This is a genomic window from Gordoniibacillus kamchatkensis (genome assembly GCF_000829455.1).
In the GTDB taxonomy this organism is placed as follows: Bacteria; Bacillota; Bacilli; order Paenibacillales; family NBRC-103111; genus Gordoniibacillus; species Gordoniibacillus kamchatkensis.
The window spans coordinates 63,258-78,131 of sequence record NZ_JXAK01000034.1 but is presented as its reverse complement, the minus strand read 5'-3'; the positions used below and the strand labels follow the sequence as shown (position 1 = coordinate 78,131).

12 protein-coding genes, 1 rRNA gene and 1 pseudogene are annotated in these 14,874 nt (G+C 53.1%); 5 read left to right on the top strand and 9 right to left on the bottom strand.

Annotation, left to right across the window (positions count from 1 at the left end; translation table 11 throughout):
* The 9 genes and pseudogenes from SD70_RS19125 to dnaA form a co-directional block, all read right to left on the bottom strand.
* A 16S ribosomal RNA gene (locus SD70_RS19125) occupies positions 1–189 on the bottom strand; the annotation flags it as partial.
* Positions 190–459: 270 nt separating this feature from the next.
* Positions 460–2,925 (bottom strand): DNA gyrase subunit A, encoded by a 2,466-nt coding sequence (gene gyrA / locus SD70_RS19120; RefSeq protein ID WP_041049114.1) that lies wholly within the window; start codon positions 2,923–2,925, stop codon positions 460–462.
* A 95-nt stretch (positions 2,926–3,020) separates the two neighbouring features.
* The gene (locus tag SD70_RS19115) at positions 3,021–4,160 is read right to left on the bottom strand and encodes a polysaccharide deacetylase family protein (RefSeq protein WP_052487636.1); all 1,140 of its coding nucleotides are present in this window, start codon (positions 4,158–4,160) and stop codon (positions 3,021–3,023) included.
* 103 nt (positions 4,161–4,263) lie between these two features.
* The gene (gene gyrB / locus SD70_RS19110) at positions 4,264–6,174 is read right to left on the bottom strand and encodes a DNA topoisomerase (ATP-hydrolyzing) subunit B (RefSeq protein ID WP_041049113.1); all 1,911 of its coding nucleotides are present in this window, start codon (positions 6,172–6,174) and stop codon (positions 4,264–4,266) included.
* A 57-nt stretch (positions 6,175–6,231) separates the two neighbouring features.
* Positions 6,232–6,477: an extracellular matrix regulator RemB gene (gene remB, locus SD70_RS19105; protein ID WP_041049112.1), complete on the bottom strand. Its 246-nt coding sequence runs from the start codon at positions 6,475–6,477 to the stop codon at positions 6,232–6,234.
* A 7-nt stretch (positions 6,478–6,484) separates the two neighbouring features.
* Positions 6,485–7,603 (bottom strand): DNA replication/repair protein RecF, encoded by a 1,119-nt coding sequence (recF, locus tag SD70_RS19100; protein ID WP_041049111.1) that lies wholly within the window; start codon positions 7,601–7,603, stop codon positions 6,485–6,487.
* A 1-nt stretch (position 7,604) separates the two neighbouring features.
* A complete protein-coding gene (gene yaaA, locus SD70_RS19095; protein ID WP_041049110.1) occupies positions 7,605–7,820 on the bottom strand; it encodes a S4 domain-containing protein YaaA in 216 nt (71 codons plus the stop codon).
* A gap of 16 nt (positions 7,821–7,836) precedes the next feature.
* A complete protein-coding gene (dnaN, locus tag SD70_RS19090; protein ID WP_041049109.1) occupies positions 7,837–8,979 on the bottom strand; it encodes a DNA polymerase III subunit beta in 1,143 nt (380 codons plus the stop codon).
* Between the two features lie 176 nt (positions 8,980–9,155).
* Positions 9,156–10,510: pseudogene (dnaA, locus tag SD70_RS19085) on the bottom strand (chromosomal replication initiator protein DnaA).
* A 510-nt stretch (positions 10,511–11,020) separates the two neighbouring features.
* On the opposite strand from dnaA, the gene rpmH reads away from it, so the two are divergent.
* The 5 genes from rpmH to mnmE all read left to right on the top strand — a co-directional run bounded on the left by rpmH (position 11,021) and on the right by mnmE (position 14,873).
* Positions 11,021–11,155 carry a 50S ribosomal protein L34 gene (gene rpmH, locus SD70_RS19080; protein WP_041049107.1) on the top strand — a complete coding sequence of 45 codons (135 nt, stop codon included), beginning with the start codon at positions 11,021–11,023 and terminating at the stop codon, positions 11,153–11,155.
* A gap of 91 nt (positions 11,156–11,246) precedes the next feature.
* Complete coding sequence (gene rnpA, locus SD70_RS19075; RefSeq protein WP_041049106.1) at positions 11,247–11,591, top strand: ribonuclease P protein component; 345 nt, start codon at positions 11,247–11,249, stop codon at positions 11,589–11,591.
* Between the two features lie 104 nt (positions 11,592–11,695).
* Positions 11,696–12,454: a YidC/Oxa1 family membrane protein insertase gene (locus SD70_RS19070; RefSeq protein WP_041049105.1), complete on the top strand. Its 759-nt coding sequence runs from the start codon at positions 11,696–11,698 to the stop codon at positions 12,452–12,454.
* The gene (gene jag, locus SD70_RS19065) at positions 12,451–13,068 is read left to right on the top strand and encodes an RNA-binding cell elongation regulator Jag/EloR (protein ID WP_041049103.1); all 618 of its coding nucleotides are present in this window, start codon (positions 12,451–12,453) and stop codon (positions 13,066–13,068) included. Before SD70_RS19070 ends, jag begins: the two co-directional genes overlap by 4 nt.
* A gap of 428 nt (positions 13,069–13,496) precedes the next feature.
* Entirely contained in the window at positions 13,497–14,873 is a 1,377-nt protein-coding gene (gene mnmE / locus SD70_RS19060; RefSeq protein ID WP_041049102.1) for a tRNA uridine-5-carboxymethylaminomethyl(34) synthesis GTPase MnmE, read from the top strand.
* Position 14,874 lies beyond the last annotated feature (1 nt).

Here is a 14,874-nt window from a genome sequence, read left to right as displayed (position 1 = left end):
TGCGAGAAGACCAGCTATCCGGTCTTAGCTACCGTTTCCGGTAGTTATCCCGGTCTTACAGGCAGGTTGCCTACGTGTTACTCACCCGTCCGCCGCTAAGCGAGCCCCGAAGGACTCACTCCGCTCGACTTGCATGTATTAGGCACGCCGCCAGCGTTCGTCCTGAGCCAGGATCAAACTCTCCAATAAAGTTTGAAACACTTGCTCATAAGAAACACTTGCGTGTTGTTTTCCTTACGAAAACCTCTCACTCGTCATTCAGTTTTCAAGGAGCAATCGTCTTGCTTCATGTCGTCCGTCTCAGCGGCGACTTTTATAAGATACCACAGACAGCTAGGCAATTGCAAGCGGAAATGTGCTAGAAATATATGACAGTCCATGAACACGTTTAAACCCGATCAATGTGGTCCTAAACAAACAGAAAAGAGGGGGCTGGCCCCCTCTTGCGCTATTACATGTTTATTCTTGCCCTTCGTCTTCTTGCTCAGAGCCTGGCTCTTCCTCGTTCTTCTCCACGCGGGCAACGGTCGCCACTTCATCGTCGTCGCGAATGTGAATGAGGCGCACGCCTTGGGTGTTGCGTCCCATCGTGGAGATGCCGGCCATACTCGTCCGAATAACGGTACCGGAAGCGGTAATGATCATCAGATCCTCGTCTTCCTTGACGACTTTAAGACCGACGATAGGACCGTTCTTCTCCGTCACATTGAGCGTCTTGATGCCTTTGCCGCCGCGGGATTGAATCCGGTACTCTTCCATCGGGGTGCGTTTGCCGTAGCCTTTGCTCGTAACGATCAATACGCTATCGTCTTTAGAGACGATGTCCATATCGATCACTTCGTCATCGTCATTAATGTCGATGCCTTTGACACCGGTAGCATTGCGGCCCATCGAACGAACGTCCATTTCCGGGAAGCGGATCGACATGCCTTGCTTCGTACACATAATAATCTCTTGCTCGCCGTTAGTCAGCTTCACGCCGATCAATTTGTCCTCGTCGCGAAGGCCCACGGCGATCAGACCGCCGCGGCGAATATTGACATATTCGTCAAGCGGCGTTTTCTTCACGATGCCGGCCTTTGTGGCGAAGAACAAGTATTGATCCGTCGTAAAGCTTTCCACCGGAATGACCGCATTGATTTTCTCGCCTTGCTCGATCTCGATCAAATTGATGATCGGGGTGCCGCGGGCCGTCCGGCTCAAATCCGGAATTTCGTACGCCTTAAGCTTATACACCTTGCCCTTGTCCGTGAAGAAGAGCAAGTAATGGTGCGTATTGGAGACGAATAGATGCTCGACAAAGTCGTCTTCCTTCGTATCCATGCCGACGACGCCTTTTCCCCCGCGCCGCTGGCTGCGGTACGTCGTAACCGGAAGGCGCTTGATGTAGCCCGTATGCGTTATCGTTATGATGACGTCTTCCTGAGGAATGAGATCCTCATCCTCAATCGCGTCTTCGCCGATGACGATTTCCGTACGGCGCGCATCGTTAAATTTTTCTTTAATTTCGTTCAGCTCTTCGCTGATGATAGCGAGAATTTTTAGCTCGTCGGCCAAAATCGCGCGCAGCTCGGCAATGCGAGCCATCAGCTCCTGGTATTCGTTCTCGATCTTCTCGCGTTCCAGGCCTACAAGGCGCTGCAGACGCATGTCGAGAATCGCCTGAGCTTGGTCCTCGCTGAGCCCGAAGCGGCTCATGAGGCCTTCTTTTGCCTCTTCGGTCGTGGCCGAATTGCGGATCAGCGTAATTACTTCGTCCAGATGGTCGAGAGCGATGCGCAAGCCTTCGAGAATGTGCGCGCGCGCTTCCGCTTTGCGCAGTTCGAATTCGGTACGGCGGCGAATGACAACTTGCTGGTGCTGCAAATAATGATACAGCATGTCGCGCAAGTTGAGCACCTTTGGCTCGCCGTTCACGAGAGCCAGCATAATAATGCCGAAATTCGACTGCATCGCCGTATGCTTATACAAATTATTGAGAACGACGTTCGGATTCACGTCACGGCGCAGCTCGATCACGATGCGCATCCCGTTGCGGTCCGATTCGTCGCGCAGGTCGGTGATGCCGTCGATCTTTTTCTCGCGCACGAGCTCGGCGATTTTTTCAATCAATCGGGCTTTGATGACTTGATACGGGAGCTCGTTCACAATGATTCTGGCTTTGTTGCCCGTTTCCTCGATCGTAGCCCGGGCCCGCATCGTTACCGAGCCGCGGCCCGTCGCGTACGCCTGTTTAATGCCTTCGCGGCCGAGTAGAAAGCCTCCCGTCGGGAAATCGGGGCCTTTAATCGCCTGCATAAGCTCCAATGGCGTAATATCAGGGTTCTGAATCAGAAGCTGGATCCCGTCGATTACTTCGCCGAGATTGTGAGGCGGTATATTGGTAGCCATGCCGACCGCAATGCCGGAAACTCCGTTGACGAGCAAGTTCGGGAACCGCGACGGCAACACCGCCGGTTCCTGCTCTTCGCCATCGTAGTTAGGGACAAAATCGATCGTCTCTTTGTTAATGTCGCGCAGCAGCTCCATCGCAATTTTGGAGAGCCGGGCTTCGGTATATCGCATCGCCGCCGCGGAATCGCCGTCAATCGAGCCGAAGTTGCCGTGGCCGTCGACCAGCATATAACGGAGCGAGAAATCTTGCGCCATCCGCACCATCGTTTCGTACACAGCCGAGTCGCCGTGAGGATGGTACTTGCCGATCACTTCGCCGACGATTCTGGCGGACTTCTTATAAGGCTTATCAGGCGCCATGCCGAGCTCGGACATCGCAAACAAAATACGGCGGTGCACCGGCTTCAGCCCGTCCCGGACATCGGGAAGCGCGCGGGCAACGATAATGCTCATCGCATAGTCCAAGAAAGACGTACGCATCTCTGAGCCGATATCGATTTCTTTCACCTGGGAACGCAGTTCGTCAGACATCGGTCAAGCCTCCAGTGTATGTCTACATAAGATCTATTATATTACTTTCATGAAAAGCGCACAATTTATACCTAAGCCCTCATGCAGCCGCGTCCTTACTTGGACGGCGTTTCACTGATGGCATAAGATTCTTTGAGCTTGTTATACGTAAGCCTGATCCCGAGAATGCGCTGCAGATCGTCATGGCGAATGTAGTTGCGCTTATCTTTCAAAACGGCAGGTTGGGATAAATAATAGCTGTCTGGGCCTTTCAACACCGTTCGGCGATCTTTCAATATGACATACTTTTCGTTCTGGTACTCGATCTCTATCTCGCCGTTTTTCAAGAGGCTCGCCGTTCCGCCCAAATGCCGCATCGCTGTGGCGATCGGAATTAGCTCTTCGGGCGGCAAGTTTTCAGCAATTTTGCGGAGGATCAAGTTATTCATAGACACCGCTCGCACGTACGGACTCCCGGCATTCAGCCGGGGAATTTCCATCGGCTGCGTGCTGCGGGTCACCATGTCGCTGCGGGTCGTGAACGCGTACCGGATGCCGGCGTCCTGCAAAATTTGAACGCTGAAGCCGTCGTAATAGCCGAACGGATACGCATAGACGTCCCCCGCATCCGAGCCCAGTTCTCTCAGCCTGCGGACGCAAGTTCTCGTATCTTCCAAGATGCGCATCCTTAGCTGCTCATCCGTCTCCGACTTTCCGCCGGAGTCGAGGCGGCTGGTCAGCAGAGGGGCCCCGCCGGCCGTCTTCGCATGCAGCGCGTCGGAATGGCAGCCGAATTCCATCCCTCGCTTCGCAGCCAGCATGCTGCCGATTTGGTCCCGGGACAAGGACGGAACTTTCGACTGAAGCGGCGCATCCAAATCTTTTGTAATGACGAAATTGACAGCCGGAATCCCCAGGCTGCGCAAAATCGGGTACGCCTTCGTGTAGAAGCTTTCGTACCCGTCGTCGAACGTAACGAGAACGGCATTGGGCGGCACCTTGCCCCCGCCAAAATAATTCTCGAACTGCTTCAGCGTAATGAACCGGTATCCCCGGCTTTTCAAATCCGCCAGCTGGCTCTCGAACAGCTCGCTCGAAATCGTGACGCCTCCTTGCACCTGATCGTCGATATGATGATAAGTAATGACCGCGATCTGGTCTTCGTACCAAATGTCGTTTGCGGAGGAGGTAGGAAGGGTAAACGAAAGCGCGGCACAAATGAGTGCTATTCCTATCCAGCGCCATAACGTTCTCAAGTTGGCACAGCTCCTTTGAATCCATAACGTTGGATGGAGGCAAAAGAGGCAATAACCTTTCCCGCAATGAGAGATTATTGCCTCCGATCATTAGCTTGACTGTTTAAATATCGAGATTTTTTACATATTTGGCATGCTCTTGAATGAAATCGCGGCGCGGCTCGACGGCGTCGCCCATGAGCGTGTCGAACACGATGTCCGCTTGAATCGCGTCCTGGATGCTCACCTGGAGCAGCGTCCGGCTGGCCGGGTCCATCGTCGTTTCCCACAGCTGCTCCGGATTCATCTCGCCAAGACCTTTGTAGCGCTGTACGTTGACTTTGGCGCCTTCGCCGAATTCCTGCATGATTTCTTCCCGCTGCCGGTCGTTGTAGGCGTAACGGATGACTTTGTTGCGCTCGAGCTTATAAAGCGGCGGCTGAGCGATATAGACATATCCGGCCTCGATCAGCTTGCGCATGTACCGGTAGAAGAACGTCAGCAGCAGCGTGCGGATATGCGCGCCGTCGACGTCGGCGTCGGTCATGATGATGATTTTGTGGTAACGGGCTTTGGCGATGTCGAAGTCGTCGCCGATGCCGGTGCCGAGAGCGGTAATGATGGCGCGAATCTCCGCGTTCGACAAAATTCTGTCGAGACGCGCTTTTTCAACGTTGAGAATTTTCCCCCGCAACGGCAATATCGCCTGAAAATGGCGATCTCGCCCTTGCTTAGCCGATCCGCCAGCGGAGTCCCCTTCGACGATGTACACTTCGCTGATCGCCGCGTCTCGAGACGAGCAATCCGCCAGCTTGCCCGGCAGGGAGCTGACTTCAAGCGCGCTTTTGCGCCGTGTCAGCTCGCGCGCTTTGCGTGCCGCTTCGCGGGCGCGGGCGGCGGAAATCGACTTCTCCACGATTTTTTTGGCCACCGACGGGTTCTCATCGAGAAACTCGAGAAACTTGTCGGCGAAAAACGATTCGACGATGCCGCGCACTTCGCTGTTGCCGAGCTTCGTCTTCGTCTGGCCTTCGAACTGCGGCTCCGGAATTTTGACCGAGATGATTGCCGTGAGCCCTTCGCGAACGTCGTCGCCGGTCAGGTTGGCGTCGCTCTCCTTGATCGCGTTCGACTTCCGCGCGTAATCGTTTAAAATCCGGGTAAGCGCGCTTTTGAAGCCGGATTCGTGCGTCCCGCCTTCGTGCGTATTGATATTATTCGCGAACGAGAAAATGTTCTCGTTGTAGCTGTCGTTGTACTGTAAGGCCACTTCGACCTGGATATGGTCTTTAGAGCCCTCCACATAAATCGGGGTATGGAGCGGCTCCCGGTTGCGGTTCAAATATTCGACGAACGATACGATGCCGCCTTCGTAGTGGAACGTATTCGCCGTATCGGTGCGCTCGTCGATCAGGTTGATTTCAATGCCTTTGTTGAGGAACGCCAGCTCGCGAATGCGCGACTGCAGCGTATCGTAATCGAACTCTGTCGTTTCCGTGAAAATTTCCGGGTCAGGATAGAAGGTGGTCGTCGTGCCGGTCTCGTTCGTCGTGCCAATCACCTTCACGTCGTATTGCGGCGCGCCTCTGCGGTATTCCTGCTGGTAAATCTCGCCGTCCCGCTTGACGGTCACGACAACTTTCTCCGACAGAGCGTTCACAACGGACACGCCGACGCCGTGCAGGCCGCCGGACACTTTGTAGCCTTCGCCGCCGAATTTGCCGCCGGCGTGAAGCACCGTGAGCACGACCTCCAGCGTCGAGCGCTTCAGCTTGGGATGCTCGCCGACCGGAATGCCCCGGCCGTTGTCAATGACGGTGATGCTGTTATCTTTATGAACGATGACGTCAATCTTCGTACAGTAGCCGGCCAGAGCCTCGTCGATCGAGTTGTCGACGACTTCCCATACAAGGTGATGCAAACCGCGGACACCGGTCGATCCGATGTACATACCCGGACGTTTGCGAACCGCCTCCAGCCCTTCCAGCACCTGAATCTGACTTTCATCGTACGTATTCTGGTTCGCTAGCGACATGCAACCTTCACCTGCTTTTCATAGTGGTCCGCAATAAGAACGGTTGGAAGCTGATGATTATACAAGTAAATGATGAGCGCGTTTTTTCAAGGTTGAAGAGGAAATGGGGGAGTAATAGACCGTCGTTTTGGTCACGACCAGCGATTTGCACTCTTCCTCGCCGATAATTTCGATGTGCCGCTCTTTCGCCGCATGGCTAAGAAACTGCTTCGATATTTTCGAAGATTTCTCGATCGATACGTCGAAAATGGCCACGAGCTCCGAGGCCCGAATGATTTTCTCGCCGCCAAGATGAATGAACACCGAGCGATCAGTCCTTTCCCGTTACGTGACCTTGCCGCACTTGGAAGACGGATGCGCCTTCGAGGCGGTCAAGATGAACGCTTTCAATCCCTGTTGTCGTAATGAACGTCTGCACCTTGCTTTGGAACGTCTGGATAAGCTGCGTTTGCCGATGCTCGTCGAGCTCGGAGAGCACATCGTCTAGAAGCAGCAGCGGATATTCGCCCACTTCCTCGCGGATGAGCTCGATTTCCGCCAGCTTCAAGGAGAGGGCCGTCGTCCGCTGTTGGCCCTGGGAACCGTACACGTGGGCTTCCTTGCCGTTAATATAAAATAAAAGATCGTCACGATGAGGGCCGACAAGCGTCATGCCGCGGCGCAGCTCCTGATCTTTCACCTGTGATAACTTTATCATAAATTGGTCGAATAAAACAGCTTCTTCTGGTTCATCCGACAGCGGGAGCGAGGGGGCGTAATCGATGCGGAGCGTTTCCCCGCCCGCTGTGATCCCGGCGTGGATGTGCTCCGCCCACGTCTGCAGCTTTTTTATAAAGCTTTGACGTTTTTTCATAATTTTAACACCGTGCTGCGCCAGTTGTTCGTTCCAGACGCCAAGCATGTCGAGATCGACGCCGCCTCGGCCGGGAATTTGCTTCAGCAAGTTATTGCGCTGCTGCAAAATTTTTTGGTATTGCGACAGCTCGTACAAATAGCCCGGATGCACCTGGCCGATCTCCATGTCGAGAAAGCGGCGGCGGACGCCGGGATTGCCTTTGACGATCTCCAGATCTTCCGGCGCGAACATGACGACGTTCATGGTGCCGATGAAATTGCTCAGCTTTTTCTGCTCGAGTCCGTTAATTTTCGCCTTTTTCCCTTTGGCCGACAGGGAGAGGTCCAGCGTGCATGTGCCGTAACGGCGCTCCAACTCGGCATGCAGCACCGTTTCACCGCCGTTCCAGTCGAGCAGCTCTTTATCCTGATGCGTCCGGTGCGACTTGGTCAAAGCCAGCACGAAAATCGCCTCCAGCAAGTTGGTCTTGCCTTGGGCGTTAGGACCTACGAAGATGTTGACATTATGGTCGATGGCGATATCCACATGTGCATAATTCCTGTAATGCTGCAAAGCAAGCCTCTTCAAAAACATGCTACGAGCCCTTGATCTGGAATTCGCCGCAGCCGGCCACGACGATCCGGTCGCCAGGCACCAGCTTCCGTCCGCGCCGCTTCTCCGCTTCGCCGTTCACCCGAATGTCCGTCTCTTGCAAAAACATTTTCGCTTGACCACCGGTGGAAATGCAATCGGCCAGCTTCAAAAACTGACCGAGCGTAATGTATTCGTCTTTGATCGCAATCGATTTCATTGTGCTTGTCCGCTCCTTAGCCTGTCGTCCGGTATGGCAATATGAGCTGCAGCAAATTGGCGTTCTCTTCCGGCTTCATGATGATCGGCTGCATGGCGCCGGTAAATCCGATGTGGATGAAGTCGCTGTCCATCACCTTGAGCGCGTCGAGCATATATTTCGAGTTGAACGATATTTTGAGCAGCTCGCCTTTGAGCTTGTGCAATTTCAGCTGCTCCGTCAGCTTGCCGAGTTCGGACGAGCTGGACGAGATCTCGATCGATTCGTCCTCGTTCATCGTCATGCGCACAATATTCGTCTTGTCTTCGCGCGAAAGCAAATAGGCGCGGTCGATCGAATCGGCGAGCTCCTTCGTGTTGACGACGAGCTCCGATTGATACGACTGCGGAATAAGCTTGGACGTGTCCGGATAAGTGCCGTCGAGAATGCGCGTATAGAACAAGATGGCGTGCATTTTGAACAGCACCTGATTGTCGGCGATGACGATATCTATCAACGTGTTCTGTTCGGGGAGAATTTTGTTCAGTTCGTTGAGCGTTCTGCCGGAAATGACGATATTGTGGAACTTCATTTCCGGATCGACGTCGATGGAAACTTCGCGGGTGGCGAGCCGATGCCGGTCGCAGGCGACGAATTTCAGCTTGCCGCCTTCGATTGTCCATTGCACGCCGGTCAGTATCGGCGTCGTCTCGTTCGTCGAGACGGCGAACGACGTTTGGCGGATCATCGTTTTCAGCAAGTCGCTCGGAAGGCGGATAATTTTATCTTCCTCAATCTGGGGAAGGAGAGGGTACTCTTCCGGATCGAGGCCCATAATTTGAATTTCCGACGACCCCGCTTTGATGATCGTCTGAAACTGCTCGCCGACTTCGATTTGAATGCGGTCCGACGGCAGCTTGCGGATAATTTCCGCGAAAAATTTGGCAGGCAAGACAACGCTGCCTTTCGCATATAATTCCACAACGACGGTTTCGCCGCTTTCGATCGGGATGAAGCTTTGAATCGAAATATCGGTATCGCTGGCGGTCAGCGTCAGGCCTGCAGCGCTCGCCTCGATCTTGATTCCTGTCAAAATCGGTATCGTCGTGCGGCTGGAAATCGCTTTGGAGACGTGGCCGATCGCCTCGTTCAAATGCTCTTTCAGAACGGTCAGTTTCAACGAATGTCACTCCTGTGGTTCTAAAATGGGAATCGCGCGCATATTTATATAATACTATGTTTTAAATATAAATAGGAATAGCAGTAGGGCCTGCGGATATGTGGATATGTGGATCAAACAGGCAAAACAGAAGCCTATCCACATGTGCATAGTTTGTGCATAGGCCTTGTAGTTGTTCAGCTCAAATTTTTGATTTTCTCGGTGATCGCATGAACGATTTTGTACAAGTCCTGGTCGGTCTTGAGCGATGAAGAAATTTTCTCGTGCGCATGGATAACCGTCGTATGGTCCCGGCCGCCGAACGCTTCGCCGATCTTCGGCAGGGAGAAGTCCGTCAGCTCGCGCGACAAATACATGGCGACCTGCCGGGGGAAAGCGACGGCCTTGGTCCGTTTGCGCGCTTTGAAGTCTTCGAGCCGCAAGCCGTAAAAGTCGGCCACTTTGTTCTGAATGTCCTGGATCGTAATTTGGCGCGGCCGGCTGGAAGGAATAATGTCTTTGAGCGCTTCCGCGGCCAAATGGACCGAGATGTCCTGATTGATTAACGAAGAGTAGGCGACGACGCGAATAAGGGCGCCCTCCAGCTCGCGAATGTTCGTATCGATCTGGTTGGCTATGTAGGCCATCGCTTCGTTCGGTATGTCGAGATTTTCCGCCTTCGCTTTTTGCGCAAAATGGCGATCCGCGTCTCCAGATCGGGCGGCTGAATGTCCGTAATGAGCCCCCATTCGAAGCGGGAACGAAGCCTGTCTTCGAGCGTCGGTATTTCCTTCGGCGGACGGTCGCTGGAAATGATGATTTGCTTGCCTTCCTCGTGCAGCGCGTTGAACGTATGGAAAAATTCTTCCTGCGTCCCGTCTTTGCCGGCCAGAAACTGAATGTCATCGATGAGCAGCACGTCGATGTTGCGGTATTTGTTGCGGAAGCTTTCGCCCCGGTTGTCGCGGATGGCGTTGATGAACTCGTTCGTGAACTTCTCCGAGGATATGTACAGCACGCGCGCGCCCGGATTGTGCTCCATGACGTAGTGGCCGATGGCGTGCATGAGATGCGTTTTGCCAAGTCCGACGCCGCCGTACAGGAAAAGCGGATTGTACGATTTGGCAGGGGCTTCGGCAACCGCGAGCGAGGCGGCATGGGCAAACCGGTTGCCGGCGCCGATAACGAACGTCTCGAACGTATATTTGGCGTTCAAATTGCTGGACGTATCTTCCAGGAATCCGGCTGCAGCACGGGCGGTCGGCTGCGGCGCGGGCGGACCCGGCGGCGTCTTCGGCTCGTCCGTCTCGAGCGTCAGCTTGATGTCTAGGCTGCGTCCTGTCGTCTCCTGGACGGTCGTTTGAATCATGCGCGCATAGCGGCTTTCGAGCCATTCCATGGCGAATTTGTTGGGAACGTAAATAATAAGGCTGGAATCGGTCACGACGGACCGTTTTATCGGTTTGAACCAGGTTTCAAAACTCGGCTTGCTCAGCTTCGTTGAAATGACGTCCAATACTTGCTGCCATAACTCCTGGGATTGGCTCTCCACAGCGGTCACTCCTTACTTCACTAATTCACAGTGTGGCACAAGCCGGGCCGATCGTGGGAATTGTCGAATTACAAAACGAATTGTCAAATGGTATCCACACAGTTCAGGGTATTCAGGTGAGAGTTATACCATATGAGGGATTTTGTTCACAATGTTATCCACAGATTGTTGATAAATCGGAGGTGATTCGGAGCATATCCACAAATGAAACAACCCTATGATAGCAGATGAAAGCCTTACAATCAACGCATTGTTTGAATTTATCCACACGTTCAATACCTTGTGCATAGAAGTTATCCACGACACAAGATATTGTTAATAAATTGTGGTTATTCGACATTTTTCATGAAAATCTCTGTGGATGTATGCACACCCCGTTGTCGATTGTTTTTCAAAGTTGACTTTTGCTTTAGCAAATGCTTTAATATATGGGTATGAAAATGAGCTTCACAGCTTTTTTGCTGCAAACTGGCTGTCCGCGGGCAGCTTCTTTATAAGGAGGTGCGATCAATGAAACCGACTTTCAATCCGAATACTCGCAAGCGTAAAAAAGTGCATGGCTTCCGGAAAAGAATGAGCACAAAGAATGGCCGCAAAGTTTTGGCCGCTCGTCGCCAGAAAGGCCGCAAAGTCCTTAGCGCGTAACGCTCTAGACCACTTAGAGAAGTGGTCTTTTTTTTGTTTGAAGCGGCCTTTTTTGGTGTATGCTAGAACATATTGAGAAAGGCTCGGGCGTATGGAGAAACAGTATCGGCTTGCGAGACGGGAAGATTTCAATAAAATATATCGATACGGGAAGTCGGCGGCGAACCACCAATTCGTGCTCTATTATTATCCGCAGACGGAGCTCGGCCATTTTCGTCTCGGCATATCGGCGAGCAAGAAGATCGGCAACGCCGTCGTGCGCAATTCCGTGCGCAGGCGGCTGAAGGAAATCGTCCGCATGAACGCGGACCGTTTTCCGGGCAATTTCGATTACATTGTAATCGTGCGGAAGCCGGCTGCCGATATGGAATATGCGGAGCTGGAGAAGAGCTTGCTGCACGTATTCCGGAAGGCCGGTCTGCTCGGCAAAAAATAGCTGGCGCGCATTTCCTTGTTGGCCCGGAATGTGGTATAGTTTTAAATGGAAATAGGCATGTCTAGAAGACCGTTTCGCGCTTTGAAACGATAGGAGGACTACATTTGAATCGTCGCTTGTTGAAGTATGCCCCGTTGGCGCTTGTACCGCTGCTTTTATCCGCTTGTACCTCAAGTGCGAAACCGGCGCCTATCGATCTGAATACGGCAGGTTTTTTCACAAAATATTTTGTGTATCCGCTCTCGTACACGCTCGATTGGTTCGCTGAGCATTTGTGGGGTCAATACGGACTTTCGATTTTGATCGTGACGCTCATTATCCGGTTCTTGATTTTGCCGCTGACGCTGAAGCAGTACCGCAGCTCGAAGCGGATGCAGGAGCTTCAGCCGGAGCTGAAAAAAATAAAAGAGAAGTTCAAGGACGACGCCAAGAAGCAGCAGGAAGAGACGATGAAGCTGTTCCAGCAAAACAACGTCAATCCGCTCGCCGGCTGCTTGCCGCTCATTGTGCAAATGCCGGTGCTGATCGCTTTGTACCAGGCTATTATGCGTAACGACCAGATTCGCGAGCACACTTTCTTATGGATGAATCTCGGCGCTCCGGACAAGTTTTATATTCTTCCGCTGCTAGCCGCGGGTACGACGTTCCTGCAGCAGAAGGTCATGTCTTCGCAGATGAGCAACCCGCAGATGCAGAGCCTGCTGTTCATTTTCCCTGTCATGATTTTCGTCATGTCGATGAACTTCGCCTCGGCGCTGCCGCTATACTGGATCTACAGTAACCTGTTTACTGTCGTGCAATCGTATTTTATGTACGGGGGCGGGAAGAAGAAGCCCGAGCTGAAGGGGAGCGGATCCAAATGAACAAGGTCGTCGTAACCGGAAAATCCATACAAGACGCGGTGAAAGCTGGGCTTCAGCAGCTCGGCGCGACTGAGGACCGGGTGCGAATGACCGTCATTGAACAGCCGGTAAAAGGACTGTTCGGTTTATTTGGAGCGAAAGACGCCAAGGTGGAGCTGGAGCTAATACCGGATCCGCTGGAGGAAGCGGCTTCTTTCTTGAGAAGCATGTTGGATACGATGAACGTGCCGGCAAGTCTCGACATTGTGCGCAATAAAGAAGGCGCCGATTTTCAACTAAGCGGTCCTGAGCTCGGCATCGTAATCGGCAAACGGGGACAGACGCTCGATGCGATTCAATACTTGACGAACATTGTCGCCAATCGGTATTCGGATTCGCATGTGAAGATTGTTATCGATGCCGAACAATTCCGCGACCGCCGCAGGAAAACGCTCGAAGAGCTCGCTTATCGGCTTGCTTCCCGCGTCGTGAAGACGCGTAAAGAAGTGATTCTCGAGCCGATGACGGCGTCGGAGCGCAAAATCATTCACTCCGAGCTGCAAAATCATCCGAGGGTGAAAACGTACAGCAAAGGCGACGAGCCGAACCGGCGCGTTGTAATTACGTTGAAATGACCAGGCTGCCCGAGTAAGGCGGAGCGGAGGATGGGAATGTGGGCCCAGGGAGTTGCAAGTTTTGCGTAGCAAAACTCGCTTCGTAATCATCGGCCTTTTTACACTTGCTCCCGCTTTAGATTTGGAATTCATTTGAACACGAGTTCAATGAAACCGGTGACCCACATTCTTGGGTCCGTAGCGCAGCCATGCTTTCTCAGGCAGGCTGAATAATCGATCTTCTGCAATGATCCGCAGGCAAGCGCCGGATTCATTGCTTTTTCTTTACTGAATCAGAAAGTAATAAACTTCCTTGTGTCGCTCCATGATTTTGCATGAAAAGCTACCTCGTACGCAGGGGCATTTTAACGTGAATAGAGCATCGAATAAAAGCGGTTCTTACCGTTATTAGCAGCAAAATGGACAGACTAGACAGGAGGTGAAGCCAGTTGATGAACGATACAATTGCTGCGATTTCGACGCCGCTTGGCGAGGGCGGGATAGCGGTTATCCGGGTCAGCGGCGAGCAAGCGGTTGAACTGACCGGACATTTATTCAGGTCGAAGCAGAAGCTGACCGAAGTGCCGACGCATACGGTGCAGTACGGCACGATTCGTGATCCGGACAGCGGCGAGAAGCTGGAGGAAGCGCTGGTAACGGTGATGCGGGCGCCTCGTTCCTTCACGCGCGAAGATGTTGTCGAGATCGGCTGTCACGGCGGGATCGTGGCCGTCAAACGGGTGCTTGATGCGCTGCTGGAGCAAGGGATTCGGCTGGCGGAGCCGGGCGAATTTACGAAGCGGGCGTTTCTGAACGGACGGATCGATCTGACTCAGGCGGAGGCCGTTATCGATCTCATCCGGGCGAAGTCGGACCGCGCGTTCAAAGTTGCGATGAAGCAGGTCGACGGGAAGCTGTCGAAGCGGATTGGACAGCTGCGGCACCGGCTCGTCGAACTGATGGCACATATTGAAGTGAATATCGATTATCCGGAGCATGATGTAGCCGAGATGACGAGCGCGATGATTGAAGATGTAGCGTCAGGGGTCATTGCCGAAGTTGATGAGCTGCTGCGTACTGCGGAGCAGGGCAAAATTTTGCGGGAAGGGATCTCGACGGCGATTATCGGCAAGCCGAACGTCGGCAAATCGTCTTTGCTCAACGCGCTCGCTCAAGAGAACCGGGCGATCGTCACGGATATTCCGGGAACGACGCGCGATGTCATCGAAGAGTATGTCAACGTTGGCGGCATTCCGCTTCGGCTGCTCGATACGGCCGGTATTCGCGAAACGTCGGATATTGTCGAACAAATCGGTGTCGAAAGATCGCGAACGGCGTTGGCGGATGCGGATCTCATTTTGCTGGTGCTCAATCGGAGCGAACCTTTGTCTCAAGAAGAAATGGAACTGCTCGAACAAATTCGGGGCCGGCAGACAATCGTCATTCTTAATAAAATCGACCTGCCGCCGCAGCTCGACGAAGAGCAGATTCGGCGCCTGGTTCCCGATGAGCGGATCGTGGAGTTGTCGCTGCTTGAGGAGAAAGGACTGCCGCAATTGGAGAAGGCGATCTCGTCTCTGTTTTTCCGGGGCGGTATCGAAGCGAACGAACTGACGTATGTTAGCAATGCGCGGCATATTCATTTGTTCAAACAAGCGAGACGTTCGCTGCAGGACGCGATCGCGGCTAACGTTCAGCAAGTGCCGATCGATATGATTCAGATCGACCTGCGCGCTGCGTGGGAGCAGCTTGGGGAGATTATCGGGGATTCGGTGGCGGAGTCGCTCATCGATCAAATTTTTTCGCAGTTTTGCTTAGGAAAGTAAA

Excerpts from the sequence above, each read along its gene's own strand:
- gyrA (WP_041049114.1), bottom strand. The coding sequence starts at position 2,925 with ATGTCTGACGAACTGCGTTCCCAGGTGAAAGAAATCGATATCGGCTCA.
- gyrB (WP_041049113.1), bottom strand. The coding sequence starts at position 6,174 with ATGTCGCTAGCGAACCAGAATACGTACGATGAAAGTCAGATTCAGGTG.
- recF (WP_041049111.1), bottom strand. The coding sequence starts at position 7,603 with ATGTTTTTGAAGAGGCTTGCTTTGCAGCATTACAGGAATTATGCACAT.
- yaaA (WP_041049110.1), bottom strand. The coding sequence starts at position 7,820 with ATGAAATCGATTGCGATCAAAGACGAATACATTACGCTCGGTCAGTTT.
- rpmH (WP_041049107.1), top strand. The coding sequence starts at position 11,021 with ATGAAACCGACTTTCAATCCGAATACTCGCAAGCGTAAAAAAGTGCAT.
- rnpA (WP_041049106.1), top strand. The coding sequence starts at position 11,247 with ATGGAGAAACAGTATCGGCTTGCGAGACGGGAAGATTTCAATAAAATA.
- jag (WP_041049103.1), top strand. The coding sequence starts at position 12,451 with ATGAACAAGGTCGTCGTAACCGGAAAATCCATACAAGACGCGGTGAAA.